A 15,663-nucleotide genomic window follows, 5' to 3' on the forward strand; every position below is an offset into this window, starting at 1 on the left:
CTCATGCTTCCGCCTGGCGGCGGCGCACCAGCATGATGACAAGTCCGCCGGCAAGCAACAGGGCGGCGGCCGAAAGCGTGCTCATCGTGCCGAGCGCCGGGACCATCGGCGAATAGCCGGCGACCATCTTCGAGTAGAGCCATTTCGGGATCGTCGAGTCGACGCCCGCCGTGTAGAGCGACAGCGGGAAATTGCCCCAGGACAGCAGGAAGGCAAAGAGCGCGCCCGACCAGATGCCGGGCCAGAGGATCGGCAGGGTGATCTCGCGCAGGATGAACCAGCGGCTGGCGCCGAGGTCGCGGGCGGCCTCTTCGAGCGTCGGGTCGAGGGAATAGACCTGGATGGCGATGACCAGGGTGACCACCGGCACGATCCAGACGAGATGGGCGACGACCGCCGTCTGCCAGCTCGGATTGATGCCGAGCGCGTTGAACCACAGGAGGAGGGCGAGCCCCAGCACCGGCTGCGGAAAGAAGACGGGCAAGAGGATCGCCTTCTGGAACAGCTTGCGGCCCTTCCAGTCGTAACGGGCGAAGGCGAGTGCGCCGAAGAAGGCGAAGACCACCGAGACCAGCGTGACGATGAAGGCGATCAGCAGCGAGTTCTGCACCAGCGTCTGGATTTCCAGCGAGGCAAAGGTCTTGCTCCACCATTCGGTCGAGAAGACGCGGACCGGGAAGGCGAAGTAGCGGCCCTTGGACAGGCCGGCCAGCGCGCCGCAGACGATCGGCAGGTAGATGGCGAGAACGACGAATGCGGTCCAGAGCTTGACGAAGGCGCGGGCGCGGATCTGCGAGCGGGTTTCCATGTCTCACTTCTTTCCGAGAATGCGGTCGAGATCGAGCTTCGACAGGACGTGGAGGGCAAGCCCGCTGACGATGATGACGAGCAGGATGGCGAGTGCCGAACCCAGCGGCCAGTTCTGCGCATAGGTGAAGGCGACCTCGATGTCCTGGGCGATGGTGATGACCGACTGGCCGCCTAGGATCTTGGATTCGGCGATGGCGCCGGCGCCGAGCACGAAGGTGAGCAGCATGCCGATCAGGATGCCGGGCATGGCGAGCGGCAGTTCGATCTCGCGCCAGATCATCAGGCGGCCGGCCCCAAGGTCGCGCGCCGCATCGACCAGGTCCCTGGGGATCATGGCGATGCCGAGCGACATCGGGAAGAGCATGAAGGGCAGGTAGACATAGAGCATGCCGAAGAGGATGGCGCCGGGCGTGTAGAGCACTTCGGGGCCGCCGGAGAAGCCGAGCCATTTCAGTCCGCCGTCGAGCACGCCGTTCTTGATGAAGAACAGCACCCAGCCATAGAGGCGGACGTTTTCCGAGACGAAGAGCGGGAAGACGAAAAGCACGCCGACGAAGCCCGACCATTTGCCGAACACGCGATTGAGGCCATAGGCGATCGGATAGGCGATCACTGCCAAAAGCACCACGGTGGCGAATGCATAGGCAAGCGACCAGGCAAACGACATCCACACCGTGTTGGAGGTGTCGAAGATCGCCGCGAAATTGGCGAGGGTGAAGGAGCTGAAGGCGTCGAAGCTCTTCGGCGTGGCAAAGGCATAAGCCGCAACCGTCAGCAGTGGGGCGAGGAAGCCCAGCACCAGCAGGATGGCAACGGGGCCGGCGGCGCGAAGGCCGGCGGGGATCGCGGGCAGGGCGCTTGCACGGCTTGCCATGTCTTCGTGGGTCGCTACCGCCATGTCAGTCTCCCACCACAATGGCGTCGCGGGCATCCCAGCCGATGGTGACGGTGTCGCCCGCGGAGATGCCGGCCACCGCTGTGCGTGCCGCCTCGACGAGGTAGATCCGTTCGCCGGAATGCACCTGGTACTGCATGCGCGAGCCAAGCGAGTATTCGTTGTAGATCCTGCCGGTGATCAGGTTGTCGGCGCTCGAGGGGCCGGTGACGAAGCGCATGGTCTCCGGCCGCACGATGACGGTGGCCGTGTCGCCGATCGCTTCGCCGACCGGGGCCACCGTGATCGGCTTGCCATCGGTCAGGGTCCAGGCGCCCTGACCCTCGCGCTTCACTTCGAAGCTGTTCACCTCGCCGAAGAACTCGGCGACGAAACGGGTGGCGGGCCGGGTGTAGATCTCCTCCGGCGTGCCGATCTGCACGAGGCGGCCGCGGCTCATGACGCCGACGCGGTCGGACATCACCATGGCTTCCTCGAGCGAATGGGTAATGTAGACGAAGGTCTTTCCGCTCTCGCGGTGGAGATCCTTCAGTTCCTTCTCCAGTACCTTCTTCAGCTTGTAGTCGAGCGCCGACAGCGGTTCGTCGAAGAACAGCACGTCCGGGTCGTAGGCAAAGGCGCGGGCCAGCGCCACGCGCTGCTTTTCGCCGCCCGAGCAGCGCATCACGTTCTTGGAGTAGTAGCTCTCGGGCAGGCGCACCATGCGCATCAGTTCGAGTGCGCGGGCCTTGCGCTCGGCCGCCGGCATCTTGCGGACCTTCAGCGGGAACTCGATGTTTTCGCCGACGGTCTTGTGCGGGAAGAGCGCCAGCGACTGGAAGACAAGACATGTCGGCCGCTTGTCGGCCGGCACGTCGTTGATCAGTTCGCCGCGGAGCGTGATGTAGCCTTGCGACGGCGATTCCATGCCGGCCAGCATGCGCAAGAGCGTCGTTTTGCCGGACCCGGAGGGTCCGACAATGGTGACGAACTCGCCCTCCTTGATGTCGACATTGATGCCGTCGACCGCGGCAAAATCGCCGAAGATCTTGCGGACATCGACCAGCTGCAGAACCGGTGCCGTTGTGGCCTGGACTGCGTCTTCGGTCTCCGATGGGTTGTCGGTCAGGGTGGGCGAGATCATTGCAAGGCTCATTTCGTTTGCTCCGTCAGACCTTGCGCGGCTCAGCCGCGCAGGCGCTTGGCCGCCGTCATCAGTTCCAGTGCCTTGTCGTAGTCGGGCACGATGTCGTACTCGGCCGAACGGGCCATGTCCTCTTCAAGGCTGTCCCACTGGATGGCGTCCAGCTCGTCCTTGGTGAACAGTTCGAAGCACTTCGGATTGCCCATCTGGCTGACCGGATTGAACGTGCCCTCGGCGAAGGCGACCGTGTGGGCGACTTCCGGATCCTGGACATATTTGAGGAATTCGATGGCGAGCGGCGACAGATCCGGATTGTTGACGGTGGAGGTGATCTCGATCCAGGAAATGCCGCCCTTGCCGTCGATCGGGCCCTTGAGCGGGGTGATGGCACGCAGGTTCGGATAACCGTCGGCCCGGGCCGGCGAGACGGAATAGGTGCCGCCGGTCATGTAGAGGTCGATTTCGCCGGATACCAGCGCCTGGTTGAGCGAGGCCATGTCGCCGACCATCTTGGCGCCCTTGAACACCTTCTCGGCGGTCGCGGAGAAGGCCTTGAATTCCTCTTCCGTGTGCTCCTTGAACGGATTGATACCGGCGATCAGGAAGATGTTGAAGACGTTCCAGTCGTCGGATTCCTGGATGCCGTACTTGCCGGCGAGAGCCGTGTCGTTGAACAGCTCCCAGCCCTGCTCTTCCGCCGTCGCCTTGCTGACCTTGTCGGTGTTGACGACGAAGCTGTAGGGTCCGAAACGCTGGGCCATGCCCAGCAGATCCTTGCCGTCGTCGCTCATCGCCCAGCGATAGGGCGCCTTGAAGTCCGGCAGCATGGTGTCGAAATAGGGCTCGAACTCGGCGCGCGGCAAAGGCTTGATGAGGCCGGCCGGCGCCATGACCTTGCGGGCCCAGGGATTGTTGACGTTGATCAGGTCCCAGATCTTGGTTTCGCCGGCGCGCAGGCGGTTGATCATGGTCGGGTCGTTGGTCAGGCTTTCGGCCTTGACGGTCGCCGACTGGCTGGAGCGGAACGGGTCGAGCACCTGGGCGGAATTGTAGCCTTCCCAGCAGAGGATGTTCAGTTCCTTCTCGCGCGCGGCAAAGGCGCGCGTGGCGCTTGCCAGCGGTCCGGAGAAGGCGGCCGCGCCCATCATCTGCATCATGTTACGTCTGGAGAGTTTCATCATTATCGTTCCCCTGTTTCTGGCCGGCTGTGGCGGCTTGTGAACTTATAATGTTGGAAGTGTGTCGCAAAAATGTGTAGTTTACAACATCTATTTTCTTCTTCATTGTGCATTGCGCAATGAGGATGTGGCAAGCGAAATGACGCCTGCCGACGTCCTGCATCCGCCGTCGAATTCCACCTAATGTACGAGAATTACTTTGCATTTCTTTTGGGCAATCGCCGATGCAGGAGTGGCTAGGTTTTAATCTCGCGCAAAAATATCGGGCAATATCGGCGGCCGAGTGCCCTTGGTCCAGAACAACGAAGTGAGCCAAAAATGTTGAAGTCGCTACAAGGTAAAACAGTTATCGTCACGGGTGGCAGCCGCGGGATCGGCAAGGGCATCGCTTTGCGCTTCGGGGAGGCCGGGTTGAACGTGCTCGTCGTGTCGCGCAGCCAGGCGGATGCCGACGCGGTCGCCGCCGAAATCGGCCCGAACGCATCGGGATATGCCGCCGATGTCAGCACGGAGGAGGGCTGCAAGGGCATGGTCGAGGCGGCCGTCGCCCGCTATGGCGGCGTCGACGTGCTGTGCGCCAATGCCGGCATCTTCCCGGCCGCCAGGCTCGGCGAAATGACGGCGGCCGATTTCGATCACGTCATCTCGACCAATCTCAAGAGCACCTTCCTCAGCGTCTCGGCCGTGCTGCCGGCGATGACCAGGGCGGGCTCCGGCCGCATCATCATCACATCGTCGATCACCGGACCGATCACCGGTTATCCGGGCTGGTCGCATTACGGGGCGAGCAAGGCCGGCCAGCTCGGCTTCATGCGCACCGCGGCGATCGAGCTTGCGCCGAAGAAGATCACCGTCAATGCCGTGATGCCCGGCAACATCATGACGGAAGGCCTCGAAGGCAACGGTCCGGAATATATCGCCGCCATGGAAGCCTCGGTGCCGCTCCGCCGTCTCGGCACGCCGGCAGATATTGCCAATGCCGCCCTGTTCTTTGCGTCAGAAGAGGCCGCCTATATCACCGGCCAGTCGATCGTCGTCGATGGCGGCCAGATCCTGCCGGAATCGCTTGGCGCGCTCGAAGCCATGGGCTGACAACGGAAGAAGCCGGGCACGATGTCGCGCCCGGCTTCTTCGGCGTATCAGGTGTCTCAGCGCGCCTTGAGGATCGTGTCCAGCGTGCCGGTGAAGAGGTCGGCATCCTCCTTAGAGAAGCACAGCGGCGGGCGGATCTTCAGCGTCGCACCATATTTGCCCGCCGCTCCGATCAGGATGCCGTTGTGCTTCAGCTGGTTGATCGCATGGGTGGCCAGTGCCGTGTCCGGCTCACCCGTCGCCGGGTCGGTGAAATCGAGGCCGATGAACAGGCCGGCGCCGCGCGCGTCGCCGATCTCGGAATGCGTGCCCTGCAAGGCCTCAAGCGATCGCATGAAATAGCCGCCGACCGTGGCGGACCGCTCGATCAGCCCCTCATCCTCGATCACCTGCAGCACGGCATGGCCGGCCGCGGCCGCCACCGGATTGCCGCCGAAGGTGTTGAAATAGCCGGTCTCCTCGCAGAACCGTTTCAGGAATTCTGGCCTTGTGACGACCCCGCCCATCGGGAAGCCGTTGCCCATGGGCTTGCCCATGGTGACGATGTCGGGCGTCACGCCATGGCGCTCGAACCCCCACAAGCCGCCGCCGGTGCGGCCGAAGCCGGGCTGGACCTCGTCGGCGATCAACAGGCCGCCGGCGCGGTGCACGGCATCGGTCGCCCCTTTGAGGAAGCCGGCCGGATCGGCATAGATGCCGTCGCTGGAAAAAATCGTGTCGATGATCAGTGCGGCAAGGCCGATGCCGCGCGATTCGAGCTCGGCGATCGCCTGTTCGACGGAGGCCGCGAAGCTTGCTTCGACGCTCTTGCCGTCGCGCGCGGCGGGCGCCGGGATGATGGCCACGAAGGGGGCGGGTTTGCGCTTGCGCAGCGAGGAGGGGGAAATCTCCGTCACCAGCGCCGTATTGCCGTGATAGGCGGCCTCGGTGACGATGAAGCCTTCCGCGCCGGTGGCGATGCGGGCGATGCGCATGGCCAGATCATTGCTCTCGCTGCCGGTGCAGGTCAGCACGACATTGCTGAGGCTCCGCGGAAACCTGGAGAGCAGCTTTTCGGTATAGGCCTCGACGACGCGGTTGAGGTAACGCGTGTGGATGTTGAGTTCGCCGACCTGGCGGGCGACCGCCTCGACCACGCGTGGGTGGCAATGGCCGACCGAGGGCACGTTGTTGTAGACGTCGAGATATCGGCGCCCGCCGGCGTCATACATATAGGCGCCCCGGGCCCGCACCATCTCGATCGGCTGTTCGTAGAAGAGCACGGAAGAGGCGCCAAAGGCCGCCTGGCGCTTGGCGACGCGCTCGGCAAGCTCGGGCGGAAAACCATCGATGCGGGTGGCATCGAAGCGGTTGAGGTCGAGAATTTCCTTGGTGGCGACGCTCATCGGGCTCTCCTCAACTGTGTTCGGCCAGATAGCGCTCGGCGAGCGCCACGGTGCCGTCGGTATAGGCGGTGCCCATGGACTGGGCCGTCGGCGTCTCGGCATGCGAGGCGATCCAGGCGGTGAGCTGCATGCGGCGGAGCATGATGAACATCGGTAGGGCCGCCTCGTGTTCGGCATCGAGCGGTGCGACGCGCCGGTAGCCTTCGAGCCAGGCCGCCATCAGGTCGGGAATGAAGGGCTCATGCTCCATGAAGCTGATCGCGGCGGCGAAGTCATAGGCGAACCAGGACAGGCCGCAGTCGTCGAAATCGATCACGCCCAGCCGGTCGCCCTCCACCAGCAGGTTGGCGGCGCGCATGTCGCAGTGAACGAGACCGAAGCGATCGGCGCCGTAGCCATAGGCCGCGGTCTGGGTTTCGAGCAGCGCGTGGGTGCGCTCGAGGATCTCTCTGCCCTCCGGCGTCAACCCCAAGGCGGCGCGCCAGTCGCCCCAATAGGCGCCTTCGCCCAGAATGCGGTCGAAGTTCCAGGTCTTGCGGACGAACCGGTCCGGCCGGGTCCAGCCGCGGCTGTGGCCGTGCAGGCGGGCGTTGATCTCCCCGAGCGCGCCATACCACCGGACCAGGTCAGATTCCGCATCCGGTTCCTTGCCGGCCATATATTCGAAGGCGACGGCATGGCGCGTGGTCTCTCCGTCGGAGAAGACCTGCAGCAGGCTGCCATCCTTGGCCGTGATCGGCTGCGGCGTGGCGACCACGCCGTCCTGCCGCAGCGCCTCGATCCAGGCGAGTTCGGAGAGGATTTCCTGTTCGGTATGGTAGTCGGGCCGATGCACGCGCACGATCAGGTCGCGCCCGCCCTTGGCGTCGGCGATGCGAAAGGTGGCGTTCTCGGAAATCGTCAGGAGCTTGAGGTCGGCCTCCGGCGAGACGCCCCAGACCGACGAGAGGTACTTCAGACCATGTTCCAGCCTCGACAGAAAATCTGCATCATACAACATTTGGCGCGCCCATTCGGATCGTGAGTTGGCAAATCCAACAATATTGATGTTGGAAATGCAACATGAAATTCGGAGAAGTCACACATTTTCGGATGTTTACGGAGAGCGGGGTCGGTCAGAGGGGGCTGCATGAAGGTTGCCGCAGCTGCGATCGTGACGGCGGGTGGTCGGTGACACCGGCTATGGCAAACGCAGCAGAACCTCCAGCGGTCGTGCCGGAGGTCCTGCTGCAATTGGGGCGATTGCGGGAAATGCCCCTGCCGGTTCGCTGCCCCGCGGTCAGCCGTCGAGCGGTTTCAGGAAGTCGGACACGGCCTTCAGGCAGGCGTCCTGTTCCTCCACATGCGGCATGTGGCTCGATTGCTCGAACACGATCCACTGGCAGCCCGGCACGCGTTCGACATAAGGTCGCACCACATCCGGCGTCGCTTCGTCATATCGCCCCGAGATCAGCAGGGTTGGGGCCTCGATGAGGGGGAGGCGGTCCTCGATGGTCCAGTCCTTCATCGTGCCGATGACGTGAAATTCGGTCGGGCCATTCATGTTGCGGTAGACGGTATTGTCCTCGTCCATGATGGCGAAGGTGCGTGCAACCTCTGGCGGCCAGGGAACGACGCGGCAGACGTGACGGTCGTAGAAGACGCGCGAGGCGGCGATGTAGTCCGGGTCGGTCAGGTTGCCGGCCGTCTCGTGGCGGGTGAGCGTGTCCTGCACGTCCTGCGGCAGTTCGCGCCTGAGGCGGTTTGCCTCCTCCACCCAGGTCTTCATGTTCGCCGGCGAATTGGCGATGACCAGCGCCTTCAGCCCGGCCGGGCGGCGCACGGCGTGCTCGGCGCCCAGCATGCCGCCCCAGGACTGGCCGAGAAAGGCGTAGCGGTCCTTGATGCCCAGATGGGCGAGCAGCGCGTCGAGTTCCTCGAGGAAGAGCTCCACGGTCCAGAAGTCCGGACCCTTGTCGGGAAGGCGGGTCGAGTTGCCGTTGCCGAGCTGGTCGTAGTGGATCACTGCGCGGCCGTCGAGGTCGCTGATATGCTTGAAGGAATCGACGTAGTCGTGGGTGCAGCCCGGCCCGCCATGGGCGACGACCAGCGGCAGCCTCTGGGAATCCAGCGTGCCGGTGATGCGGTACCAGGTGCGATAATCGCGAAACGGCAGATAGCCTTCGGTGGCATTCATGTCGGTCATGGGCATCTCCCTTCCTCGGCTTGGGTCGCGAGACCATAGCGGAGCGGAAGAGCGTCAGGCAGCTATCAGAAGTTATAGGGTGGGCCCGGCCCTACAGCAGCCGGTAATGGCTGGCGAGTACGACCGCCTGGGTGCGGTTCCTGGCGCCGAGCTTCTTGGCGGCGGCGTTGAGGTGCATGACGACCGTTGGCACCGAACGGTCGATGATGCGGGAGATTTCCTTGGCCGAATAGCCTTCCGCCGAATAGCGCAGGCATTCACTTTCCCGCTCCGTCAGGCGCGCCGTGGAGACGCTGCGCGCCCCGGCGTCGAACATCGCATAGGCGGCTTCGTGGAAGACCTGGGCGGCAAGGCTGAACTCGGCGATATGGTGCTGCGCCTCGCGGGAGAAGTCGCCGCCCCGGCCAAAATGCACGGCGGTGACGGTCGCATAGTCGCCGCGCGGCGTATGCACTGGTACGGTGATACCGCGGGACATGTCCCGCTCCCGCAGATAGTGAGCCACCGGCCCGGTCTCCTCGGTCATGAAGCGGCTGATCAGGGTCGCCGCATCCGGATCGTAGTTCCAGAAGAAGGGCACGGTGGTGCGGCACGCCAGCCTCTGCACCGGGTCGATGCGGAAATAGCCGCGATTGAACCAGTAATCGGGCATGTCGTCGGCGATGTTGCGCAGCTTCAGCAGCGACGGGAGCATGATGTCGCCGTTGTAGTCGAAGGGGACCGGCGTATAGTCGTAAATCAGGGCATCGAAACCGAGCTGTTTCGCGGTCTCGTACATCTGGTCGACGCTGCCGTCCACCGTTCCGGCGGCGGAAAATCTCTCCCTGAGGACCGCAATTTCGTCCAGCATTTCTTGCTCCGGCAAGCATCCCGATCCGGGCAACCTATCACTTCTTATAGCTGGTGTGGACCCGTCATTCCGTTAAAAATTAGCCATGCTCAAATGTTGGGCATCAGAATTCGAGGGCAGGGACGGGCATATGTGGCGAGAGATGGAGCCGGACGCGCGCATTGAGGTCGATGTCGAGGGGCGTCGGGTGATCGCCTACAGCTTCGGCAGCGGCGCGGAGACGATCTTCTGCCTCAACGGCGGTCCGGGCCTGCCCTGCGACTATCTGCGGGAGGCCCATTCCTGCCTGGTGGACCACGGCTACCGCGTCGTCGCCTTCGACCAGCTCGGCACCGGCGCTTCCGACCGGCCGGAGGACGAGGCCCTGTGGACCATCGGGCGCTATGTCGAGGAAACGGAAACGGTCCGCAAGGCGCTCGGCCTCGGCAAGGTCCACATGCTCGGCCATTCCTGGGGCGGCTGGCTCGCCATCGACTATGCGCTGACCTATCCGGAAAACCTGGCGACCCTGATCCTCGAGGATACCGTCGCCGACATGCCTCATCTCGTCGTCGAGCTGGAACGGCTGCGCGCGGCGCTCGGGTCCGAGACGGTCGCGATGATGCAGAAGCACGAGGCTCAGGGCAGTTTCGATCATCCCGAATACATGGCGGCGGTCACCATCCTCAACTATCGCCATGTCTGCCGCCTGCCGGAATGGCCGGCCCCGGTCAGGCGCTCGCTCGACGACTGGAACATGGGGCCCTATGTGACCATGCAGGGACCGAACGAATTCCTCTACACCGGCAATCTCAAGGACTGGAACCGGATCCCCGACCTGCCGAAGATCAAGGTTCCGGTGCTGATCACGGTCGGCGAGCACGACGAACTGACCCCGGCTTGCGCACTGCGCATGAAGATCGCCTTGCCCGGCGCCGAGCTCAAGGTGATCCGCAATGCGAGCCACATGCCGTTCTATGAGAATCCCGAGGAGTATTATCCGGTGCTCACCGGATTTCTCGCGCGCAACAGGGCAAACTGATGATGTTCATCCCCCCAGCACTGAATTCGGCAAGGAGAGACGGCATCTGCCATGCATCGCTATAAGTTCGTTCTCTATCGTCCGCTGCAGTTCCTGCCCGTGCTTTTCGGGATCAGTGTCATCACGTTCATTCTCGTGCGCCTCATTCCCGGCGACCCGGCGCGGGTGCTCTTAGGCACGCGTGCGACGCCGACGGCGATCGCCAAGATCCGCGCGCAATACGGCCTCGATGAGCCGCTGTGGCTGCAATATTTCTACTTCCTGGAAAATCTCGGCCGCGGCGAGATGGGCAAGTCGATCCTCTACAAGATCGACGTGCTGAAACTGATCGCCACGCGCATCGAGCCGACGCTGGCGCTGGTGCTGGTGAGCGTCCTGCTGGCCGTGCTGATCGCGGTGCCGATGGCGGCGCTGGCGGCCCGCAACCAGGGCGGCGTTCCCGATCACGCGGTGCGCGTCGTCTCGACGCTCGGCATCGGCTTTCCGCCCTTCTGGCTGGCGCTGATGCTGATCATCCTGTTCAGCGTCAAGCTCGGCGTCTTCCCGGTATCGGGCTATGGCAACAGCCCGGGCGACAAGCTCTGGCATCTCGCGCTTCCGGGCCTGACCGTCGCCCTGTCGCTGTCGACGGTTTTGACGCGCAGCCTACGCGCGGCCATGGTGCAGGGGCTGAAATCCGATGTGGCGACGGCGGCCCGCGCCCGGGGCATGCCGGAGAGCATCGTCTTCTGGCGCCATGTCGTGCCGAACTCGCTCGTGCCCACCATCAATCTGCTTGCCGTCAATATCGGCTGGCTGATTGGCGGCACGGTGGTGATCGAGAGCGTCTTTGCCCTTCCCGGCATGGGGCAATTGCTGGTGCGGGCCATCTTCTCGCGCGACTACATGGTGGTGCAGGGCGTCGCCATGGTCTTTGCCTGCGCAACCGTGCTCGTCAACTTCCTGGCCGACATCGTCACGGTGGCCGCCGATCCGAGGGTGAAGCTATGAGCGCCGAAACCTTCGCCCCGTCCTTCGCCGTCCAATGGCGCCGTTTTCTCGGCAAGCGACTGACGCTTGTCGCGGGCGCCGGCATCCTCGCCTTCTTCGTCTTCCTCGCCGTTGCCGCGCCCCTGATCGCGCCCTATGATGCGATCTCGCAGGCCGCCGATGCGCGATTGCAGGCGCCGTCGCTGCTTCACCCCTTCGGCACCGACAATTTCGGCCGCGACATTCTCTCCCGCGTCATCTGGGGCACCCGGATCGATCTGCAGATCGCGGTGATCGGCGTCATCTTCCCCTTCCTGATCGGCACGATCGCCGGCACGGTCGCGGGCTTCTTCGGCGGCATCGTCGACATCGTCTTCATGCGCCTGATCGACATCATCCTGGCCTTCCCGTTCCTCGTTCTGATGTTGTCGATCATCGCCATCTTGGGCCCGGGCCTCGGCAGCTTCTACATTGCCATGGCGCTGGTCGGCTGGGTTTCCTATGCCCGGCTGGTGCGCGCGCAGATCCTCGTCTTGAAGAACAGCGACTATGCGGTCGCCGCCGTCAGCCTGGGCTACAGCCGGACGCGCATCATGTTCCGCCACCTGCTGCCCAATGCGGTTGCCGGTTCTCTCGTCTTCGTCATGTCCGATGCCGTGCTCGTGCTGCTGAGCGGCGCGGCCATCAGCTATCTCGGCCTCGGGGTCCAGCCGCCGCTCGCCGAATGGGGCATCATGGTCGCCGAGGGCCAGGCCTTCGTCACCACCGCCTGGTGGATCACGCTCTTCCCGGGCCTTTCCATCGTCGTGCTCGCTTTCGGTTTCAGTCTGCTCGGCGATGCGCTTGGCGATCTTCTGGGAGTTCACGAATGAGTGCGCCGATGCTTTCCGTGCGGGATCTGGTGGTCAGGGCGCATCTGGGCGATGCGGCGCGCACGCTGATCAACGGCGTGTCGCTCGATCTCCACAAGGGCGAGGTGCTGGGGCTGGTCGGCGAAAGCGGGTCCGGCAAGAGCCTGCTCTGCCGGTCGATGGTCGGTCTTCTGCCCTCGCCGAGCCTTGCCGTCGAAAGCGGTTCCGTCCTGCTCGAGGGACGCGACCTGATCGGCGCCAGCGAGGCGGAGATGCTGAAAGTGCGTGGACGCGAGATCGGCATGATCTTCCAGAACCCCACCAGCCATCTCGACCCGGTCATGCGGATCGGCGACCAGATTGCCGAGGGTTTGCGCTACCACGCGGGATTGGATGCACGTGCGGCCCGCGCGGCTGCCACCGAGATCTTGGGCCAGGTGGGCTTTCCCGATCCCGCCCGTCAGTATGACAGCTACCCGCACGAGTTTTCCGGTGGCATGCGCCAGCGCGCCATGATCGGCGCTGCGCTGTCGTGCAATCCGAAGATCCTGATCGCCGACGAGCCGACGACGGCGCTGGATGTGACCATCCAGGCGCAGATCCTCAAACTGCTGATGAGCCTGCGCGAAAGCCGCGGACTGTCGATCATCCTCATCACCCACGATCTCGGCATCGTCGCCCAGACCTGCGACCGGATCGCCGTGATGCGCCAGGGCCAGCTCGTCGAGCAGGGCAACAAGCGTTCGATCCTGTCCGCGCCGCAGCATCCTTACACCAAGGCCCTGATCGCCAGCCATCCCTCGCTTCCCGATCATCCGGGCCCGGCGCCTGCTCACGCACCCGCAACGCCGGCCGGGGCGCCCCTTCGTCCGCTTCTGGAAATCGACGACCTGCATGTGCGCTTTGCCGTCGGCGGCGGGCTGTTCAAGGCCGGCGCCAAGACGGTCGGCGCGGTCAAGGGCGTGAGCCTCCGGGTCATGCCCGGAGAGACCGTCGGCATCGTCGGGGAATCGGGCAGTGGCAAGAGCACGCTTGCGCGCGCCATTCTCGGCCTGACGCCGCTGTCGTCGGGCCACGTCACCTTCGACGGCGCCGATCTCGCGCAGAATTCGCGGGTGGCGCTCGCGAAGCTCAGGCGCGAGGCGGCCATGGTCTTCCAGGATCCGCTCAACGCCCTCAACCCGCGCCTGACGGTCGGTCAGATGCTGGGCGAGGTCCTCAGGGTGCACGGAAAGGACCCGTCGAGCATCCCCGCCCGCATCGGTGAACTGCTCGACCTCGTCGGTCTCGAACGGGAGTTTGCCGACCGCAAGCCGCGCAGCATGAGCGGCGGTCAGTGCCAGCGCGCCGGCATTGCGCGGGCGTTGGCGATCGATCCGCGCCTCGTCATCGCCGACGAGTGCGTCGCGGCGCTGGACGTCACCATCCAGGCACAGATCATCGACCTCTTCCGCGAGCTGAAGGAGAAGATGTCGCTGACGCTGCTCTTCATCGCCCATGACCTCGCCATCGTGCGCAATCTCTGCGACCGCGTGGTCGTCATGTATCGGGGCGAGATCGTCGAAGAGGGCCTGTCGACCGAGGTCTTCGCCAATCCCAAGCACCCCTATACCGCAGCCCTTATCGGCGCCATTCCCGACATCGACCCGGACAAGCCGCTCCTCGCGGTGATCCCGCCTGGAATGTCGTCTGCCGCCTGACGCCTTCGATCAACCAAACCACCAAAAAAGGGAACAAGAGCATGAAGAACAAATGGATGAAAATCGGGCTGGTCACGGTGATGACCTCCCTGTCCCTGGGCGCCAGTCTTGCGGAAGCGGCGGGGGTTCTGACCATCGGTCGTCGTGAGGATTCGACGACCTTCGATCCGATCAAGACGGCGCAGAACGTCGACAACTGGGTGTTTTCCAACGTCTTCGACGTGCTGATCCGGGTGGACAAGACCGGCACCAAGCTCGAGCCGGGTCTCGCCGAGAGCTGGACGATCTCCGACGACGGTCTCACCTATACCTTCAAGATCCGTGATGCGAAGTTCTCCGACGGTTCGCCGATCACGGCGGAAGACGCGGCCTACAGCCTGCTGCGTATCCGTGACAACGAGGGGTCGCTGTGGAGCGATTCCTACAAGGTGGTGGATACGGCCGAAGCCGCCGACGACCGCACGCTGGTCGTCAAGCTGAAGACCCCGTCCGCGCCCTTCCTCTCGGCCCTGGCGCTGCCCAATGTCTCCATCCTGTCGAAGAAGGCGGTCGAAGCCGGCGAGGACGCCTTCGGGGAACTGCCGACCGCCTCCTCGGGCGCCTTCGTCGTCAAGGAATGGCGTCGCGGCGACCGGGTCATCCTGGAGAAGAACCCCAACTTCTGGCAGGCCGACCGCGTCAGTCTCGACGGCGTCGAATGGATCTCCGTTCCGGACGACAATACCCGCATGCTGAACGTGCAGGCCGGCGAACTCGATGCGGCGATCTTCGTTCCGTTCTCCCGCGTCGAGGAGCTCAAGAAGGATTCGAACCTCACCGTTCACCTCGACACCTCCACCCGCGAGGATCACCTCCTGATCAACCACGAGCATGGTGCGCTGGCCAAGAAGGAAGTGCGCGAGGCGCTCGACCTGGCGATCGACAAGAAGGCGGTGGTCGACGCGGTCACCTTCGGCTTCGGAGAGGTCGCCAACTCCTACATTCCGAAGGGCGCGCTCTATCACTTCGCCGACAACATGCAGCGTCCCTATGATCCCGACAAGGCCAAGGCCCTGCTGGAACAGGCCGGCGCTTCCGGCCTGACGCTCAGCTACCTGGTCAATGCCGGCAACGAGGTCGACGAACAGATCGCCGTTCTCCTGCAGCAGCAACTGCTGAAGGCGGGCATCACCGTCAACCTGCAGAAGATGGATCCGAGCCAGACCTGGGACATGCTGGTGGCCGGCGACTACGACCTGTCGGTCATGTACTGGACCAACGACATTCTCGACCCGGACCAGAAGACGACCTTCGTGCTGGGCCATGACTCCAACATGAACTACATGACGCGCTACAAGAACGACAAGGTGAAGGACCTGGTTGCCGCCGCGCGCATCGAGATGGACCCGGTCAAGCGCGAGGCGATGTATGTCGACATCCAGAAGATGGCGAAGGACGACGTCCACTGGATCGATCTCTACTACAGCCCCTATATCAACGTGACCCGCAAGGGCATCGAGAACTTCGACCAGAACCCGCTCGGCCGCTTCTTCCTCGAAGACACGGTCAAGAACTGAGCTGACGACCGGTGCTGCCCGATGAGGGCGGCACCGGTCGGACTGACA

General features: G+C 63.9%; 14 protein-coding genes. 6 read left to right on the forward strand and 8 right to left on the reverse strand.

The genetic code is table 11. The features are described 5' to 3' along the window. Position 1: 1 nt before the first annotated feature. From AC07Y0_RS02435 to AC07Y0_RS02450, 4 genes are read right to left on the reverse strand one after another with little or no spacing between them, the layout of a single operon-like run. Positions 2-808 (reverse strand): ABC transporter permease, encoded by an 807-nt coding sequence (locus tag AC07Y0_RS02435; RefSeq protein WP_498674198.1) that lies wholly within the window; start codon positions 806-808, stop codon positions 2-4. 3 nt (positions 809-811) lie between these two features. Beyond that, positions 812-1,708 carry an ABC transporter permease gene (locus tag AC07Y0_RS02440; RefSeq protein ID WP_498674199.1) on the reverse strand — a complete coding sequence of 299 codons (897 nt, stop codon included), beginning with the start codon at positions 1,706-1,708 and terminating at the stop codon, positions 812-814. Between the two features lies 1 nt (position 1,709). Beyond that, positions 1,710-2,840, reverse strand: coding sequence for an ABC transporter ATP-binding protein (locus AC07Y0_RS02445; protein ID WP_498674201.1), 1,131 nt, complete (start codon positions 2,838-2,840; stop codon positions 1,710-1,712). 29 nt (positions 2,841-2,869) lie between these two features. Next, the gene (locus AC07Y0_RS02450) at positions 2,870-4,009 is read right to left on the reverse strand and encodes an ABC transporter substrate-binding protein (RefSeq protein WP_498674203.1); all 1,140 of its coding nucleotides are present in this window, start codon (positions 4,007-4,009) and stop codon (positions 2,870-2,872) included. A gap of 315 nt (positions 4,010-4,324) precedes the next feature. Here AC07Y0_RS02450 and fabG point away from each other — a divergent pair, with 315 nt between their 5' ends. After that, entirely contained in the window at positions 4,325-5,098 is a 774-nt protein-coding gene (gene fabG, locus AC07Y0_RS02455) for a 3-oxoacyl-ACP reductase FabG (RefSeq protein WP_498674205.1), read from the forward strand. Positions 5,099-5,154: 56 nt separating this feature from the next. Here the strand turns inward: fabG and AC07Y0_RS02460 are convergent, their stop codons facing one another. The 4 genes from AC07Y0_RS02460 to AC07Y0_RS02475 all read right to left on the reverse strand — a co-directional run bounded on the left by AC07Y0_RS02460 (position 5,155) and on the right by AC07Y0_RS02475 (position 9,518). Next, positions 5,155-6,483: an aspartate aminotransferase family protein gene (locus AC07Y0_RS02460; RefSeq protein ID WP_498674207.1), complete on the reverse strand. Its 1,329-nt coding sequence runs from the start codon at positions 6,481-6,483 to the stop codon at positions 5,155-5,157. Between the two features lie 10 nt (positions 6,484-6,493). Then, a complete protein-coding gene (locus tag AC07Y0_RS02465) occupies positions 6,494-7,483 on the reverse strand; it encodes a phosphotransferase enzyme family protein (protein ID WP_498674209.1) in 990 nt (329 codons plus the stop codon). Positions 7,484-7,762: 279 nt separating this feature from the next. Further along, positions 7,763-8,668: a proline iminopeptidase-family hydrolase gene (locus AC07Y0_RS02470; RefSeq protein WP_498674211.1), complete on the reverse strand. Its 906-nt coding sequence runs from the start codon at positions 8,666-8,668 to the stop codon at positions 7,763-7,765. Positions 8,669-8,759: 91 nt separating this feature from the next. Beyond that, positions 8,760-9,518 carry a LuxR family transcriptional regulator gene (locus tag AC07Y0_RS02475; RefSeq protein WP_498674213.1) on the reverse strand — a complete coding sequence of 253 codons (759 nt, stop codon included), beginning with the start codon at positions 9,516-9,518 and terminating at the stop codon, positions 8,760-8,762. A gap of 130 nt (positions 9,519-9,648) precedes the next feature. On the opposite strand from AC07Y0_RS02475, the gene AC07Y0_RS02480 reads away from it, so the two are divergent. From AC07Y0_RS02480 to AC07Y0_RS02500, 5 genes are read left to right on the forward strand one after another with little or no spacing between them, the layout of a single operon-like run. Further along, positions 9,649-10,539, forward strand: coding sequence for a proline iminopeptidase-family hydrolase (locus AC07Y0_RS02480; protein ID WP_498674214.1), 891 nt, complete (start codon positions 9,649-9,651; stop codon positions 10,537-10,539). A 51-nt stretch (positions 10,540-10,590) separates the two neighbouring features. Then, entirely contained in the window at positions 10,591-11,529 is a 939-nt protein-coding gene (locus AC07Y0_RS02485) for an ABC transporter permease (protein ID WP_498674216.1), read from the forward strand. Next, complete coding sequence (locus AC07Y0_RS02490) at positions 11,526-12,380, forward strand: ABC transporter permease (RefSeq protein ID WP_498674217.1); 855 nt, start codon at positions 11,526-11,528, stop codon at positions 12,378-12,380. The genes AC07Y0_RS02485 and AC07Y0_RS02490 overlap by 4 nt, the downstream gene beginning before the upstream one ends. Beyond that, positions 12,377-14,059 (forward strand): dipeptide ABC transporter ATP-binding protein, encoded by a 1,683-nt coding sequence (locus AC07Y0_RS02495; protein WP_498674218.1) that lies wholly within the window; start codon positions 12,377-12,379, stop codon positions 14,057-14,059. Before AC07Y0_RS02490 ends, AC07Y0_RS02495 begins: the two co-directional genes overlap by 4 nt. 41 nt (positions 14,060-14,100) lie before the next feature. Beyond that, positions 14,101-15,615 (forward strand): ABC transporter substrate-binding protein, encoded by a 1,515-nt coding sequence (locus tag AC07Y0_RS02500; protein ID WP_498674219.1) that lies wholly within the window; start codon positions 14,101-14,103, stop codon positions 15,613-15,615. Positions 15,616-15,663 lie beyond the last annotated feature (48 nt).

This window comes from Allorhizobium sp. GW101-3B10, assembly GCF_059424725.1.

Bases quoted from the DNA above. Each gene is read 5' to 3' on its own strand.
- AC07Y0_RS02450 (WP_498674203.1), bottom strand. From the start codon at position 4,009: ATGATGAAACTCTCCAGACGTAACATGATGCAGATGATGGGCGCGGCC.
- AC07Y0_RS02485 (WP_498674216.1), top strand. From the start codon at position 10,591: ATGCATCGCTATAAGTTCGTTCTCTATCGTCCGCTGCAGTTCCTGCCC.
- AC07Y0_RS02445 (WP_498674201.1), bottom strand. From the start codon at position 2,840: ATGAGCCTTGCAATGATCTCGCCCACCCTGACCGACAACCCATCGGAG.
- AC07Y0_RS02475 (WP_498674213.1), bottom strand. From the start codon at position 9,518: ATGCTGGACGAAATTGCGGTCCTCAGGGAGAGATTTTCCGCCGCCGGA.
- AC07Y0_RS02440 (WP_498674199.1), bottom strand. From the start codon at position 1,708: ATGGCGGTAGCGACCCACGAAGACATGGCAAGCCGTGCAAGCGCCCTG.
- fabG (WP_498674205.1), top strand. From the start codon at position 4,325: ATGTTGAAGTCGCTACAAGGTAAAACAGTTATCGTCACGGGTGGCAGC.
- AC07Y0_RS02465 (WP_498674209.1), bottom strand. From the start codon at position 7,483: ATGTTGTATGATGCAGATTTTCTGTCGAGGCTGGAACATGGTCTGAAG.
- AC07Y0_RS02435 (WP_498674198.1), bottom strand. From the start codon at position 808: ATGGAAACCCGCTCGCAGATCCGCGCCCGCGCCTTCGTCAAGCTCTGG.
- AC07Y0_RS02480 (WP_498674214.1), top strand. From the start codon at position 9,649: ATGTGGCGAGAGATGGAGCCGGACGCGCGCATTGAGGTCGATGTCGAG.
- AC07Y0_RS02495 (WP_498674218.1), top strand. From the start codon at position 12,377: ATGAGTGCGCCGATGCTTTCCGTGCGGGATCTGGTGGTCAGGGCGCAT.
- AC07Y0_RS02460 (WP_498674207.1), bottom strand. From the start codon at position 6,483: ATGAGCGTCGCCACCAAGGAAATTCTCGACCTCAACCGCTTCGATGCC.
- AC07Y0_RS02500 (WP_498674219.1), top strand. From the start codon at position 14,101: ATGAAGAACAAATGGATGAAAATCGGGCTGGTCACGGTGATGACCTCC.
- AC07Y0_RS02490 (WP_498674217.1), top strand. From the start codon at position 11,526: ATGAGCGCCGAAACCTTCGCCCCGTCCTTCGCCGTCCAATGGCGCCGT.
- AC07Y0_RS02470 (WP_498674211.1), bottom strand. From the start codon at position 8,668: ATGACCGACATGAATGCCACCGAAGGCTATCTGCCGTTTCGCGATTAT.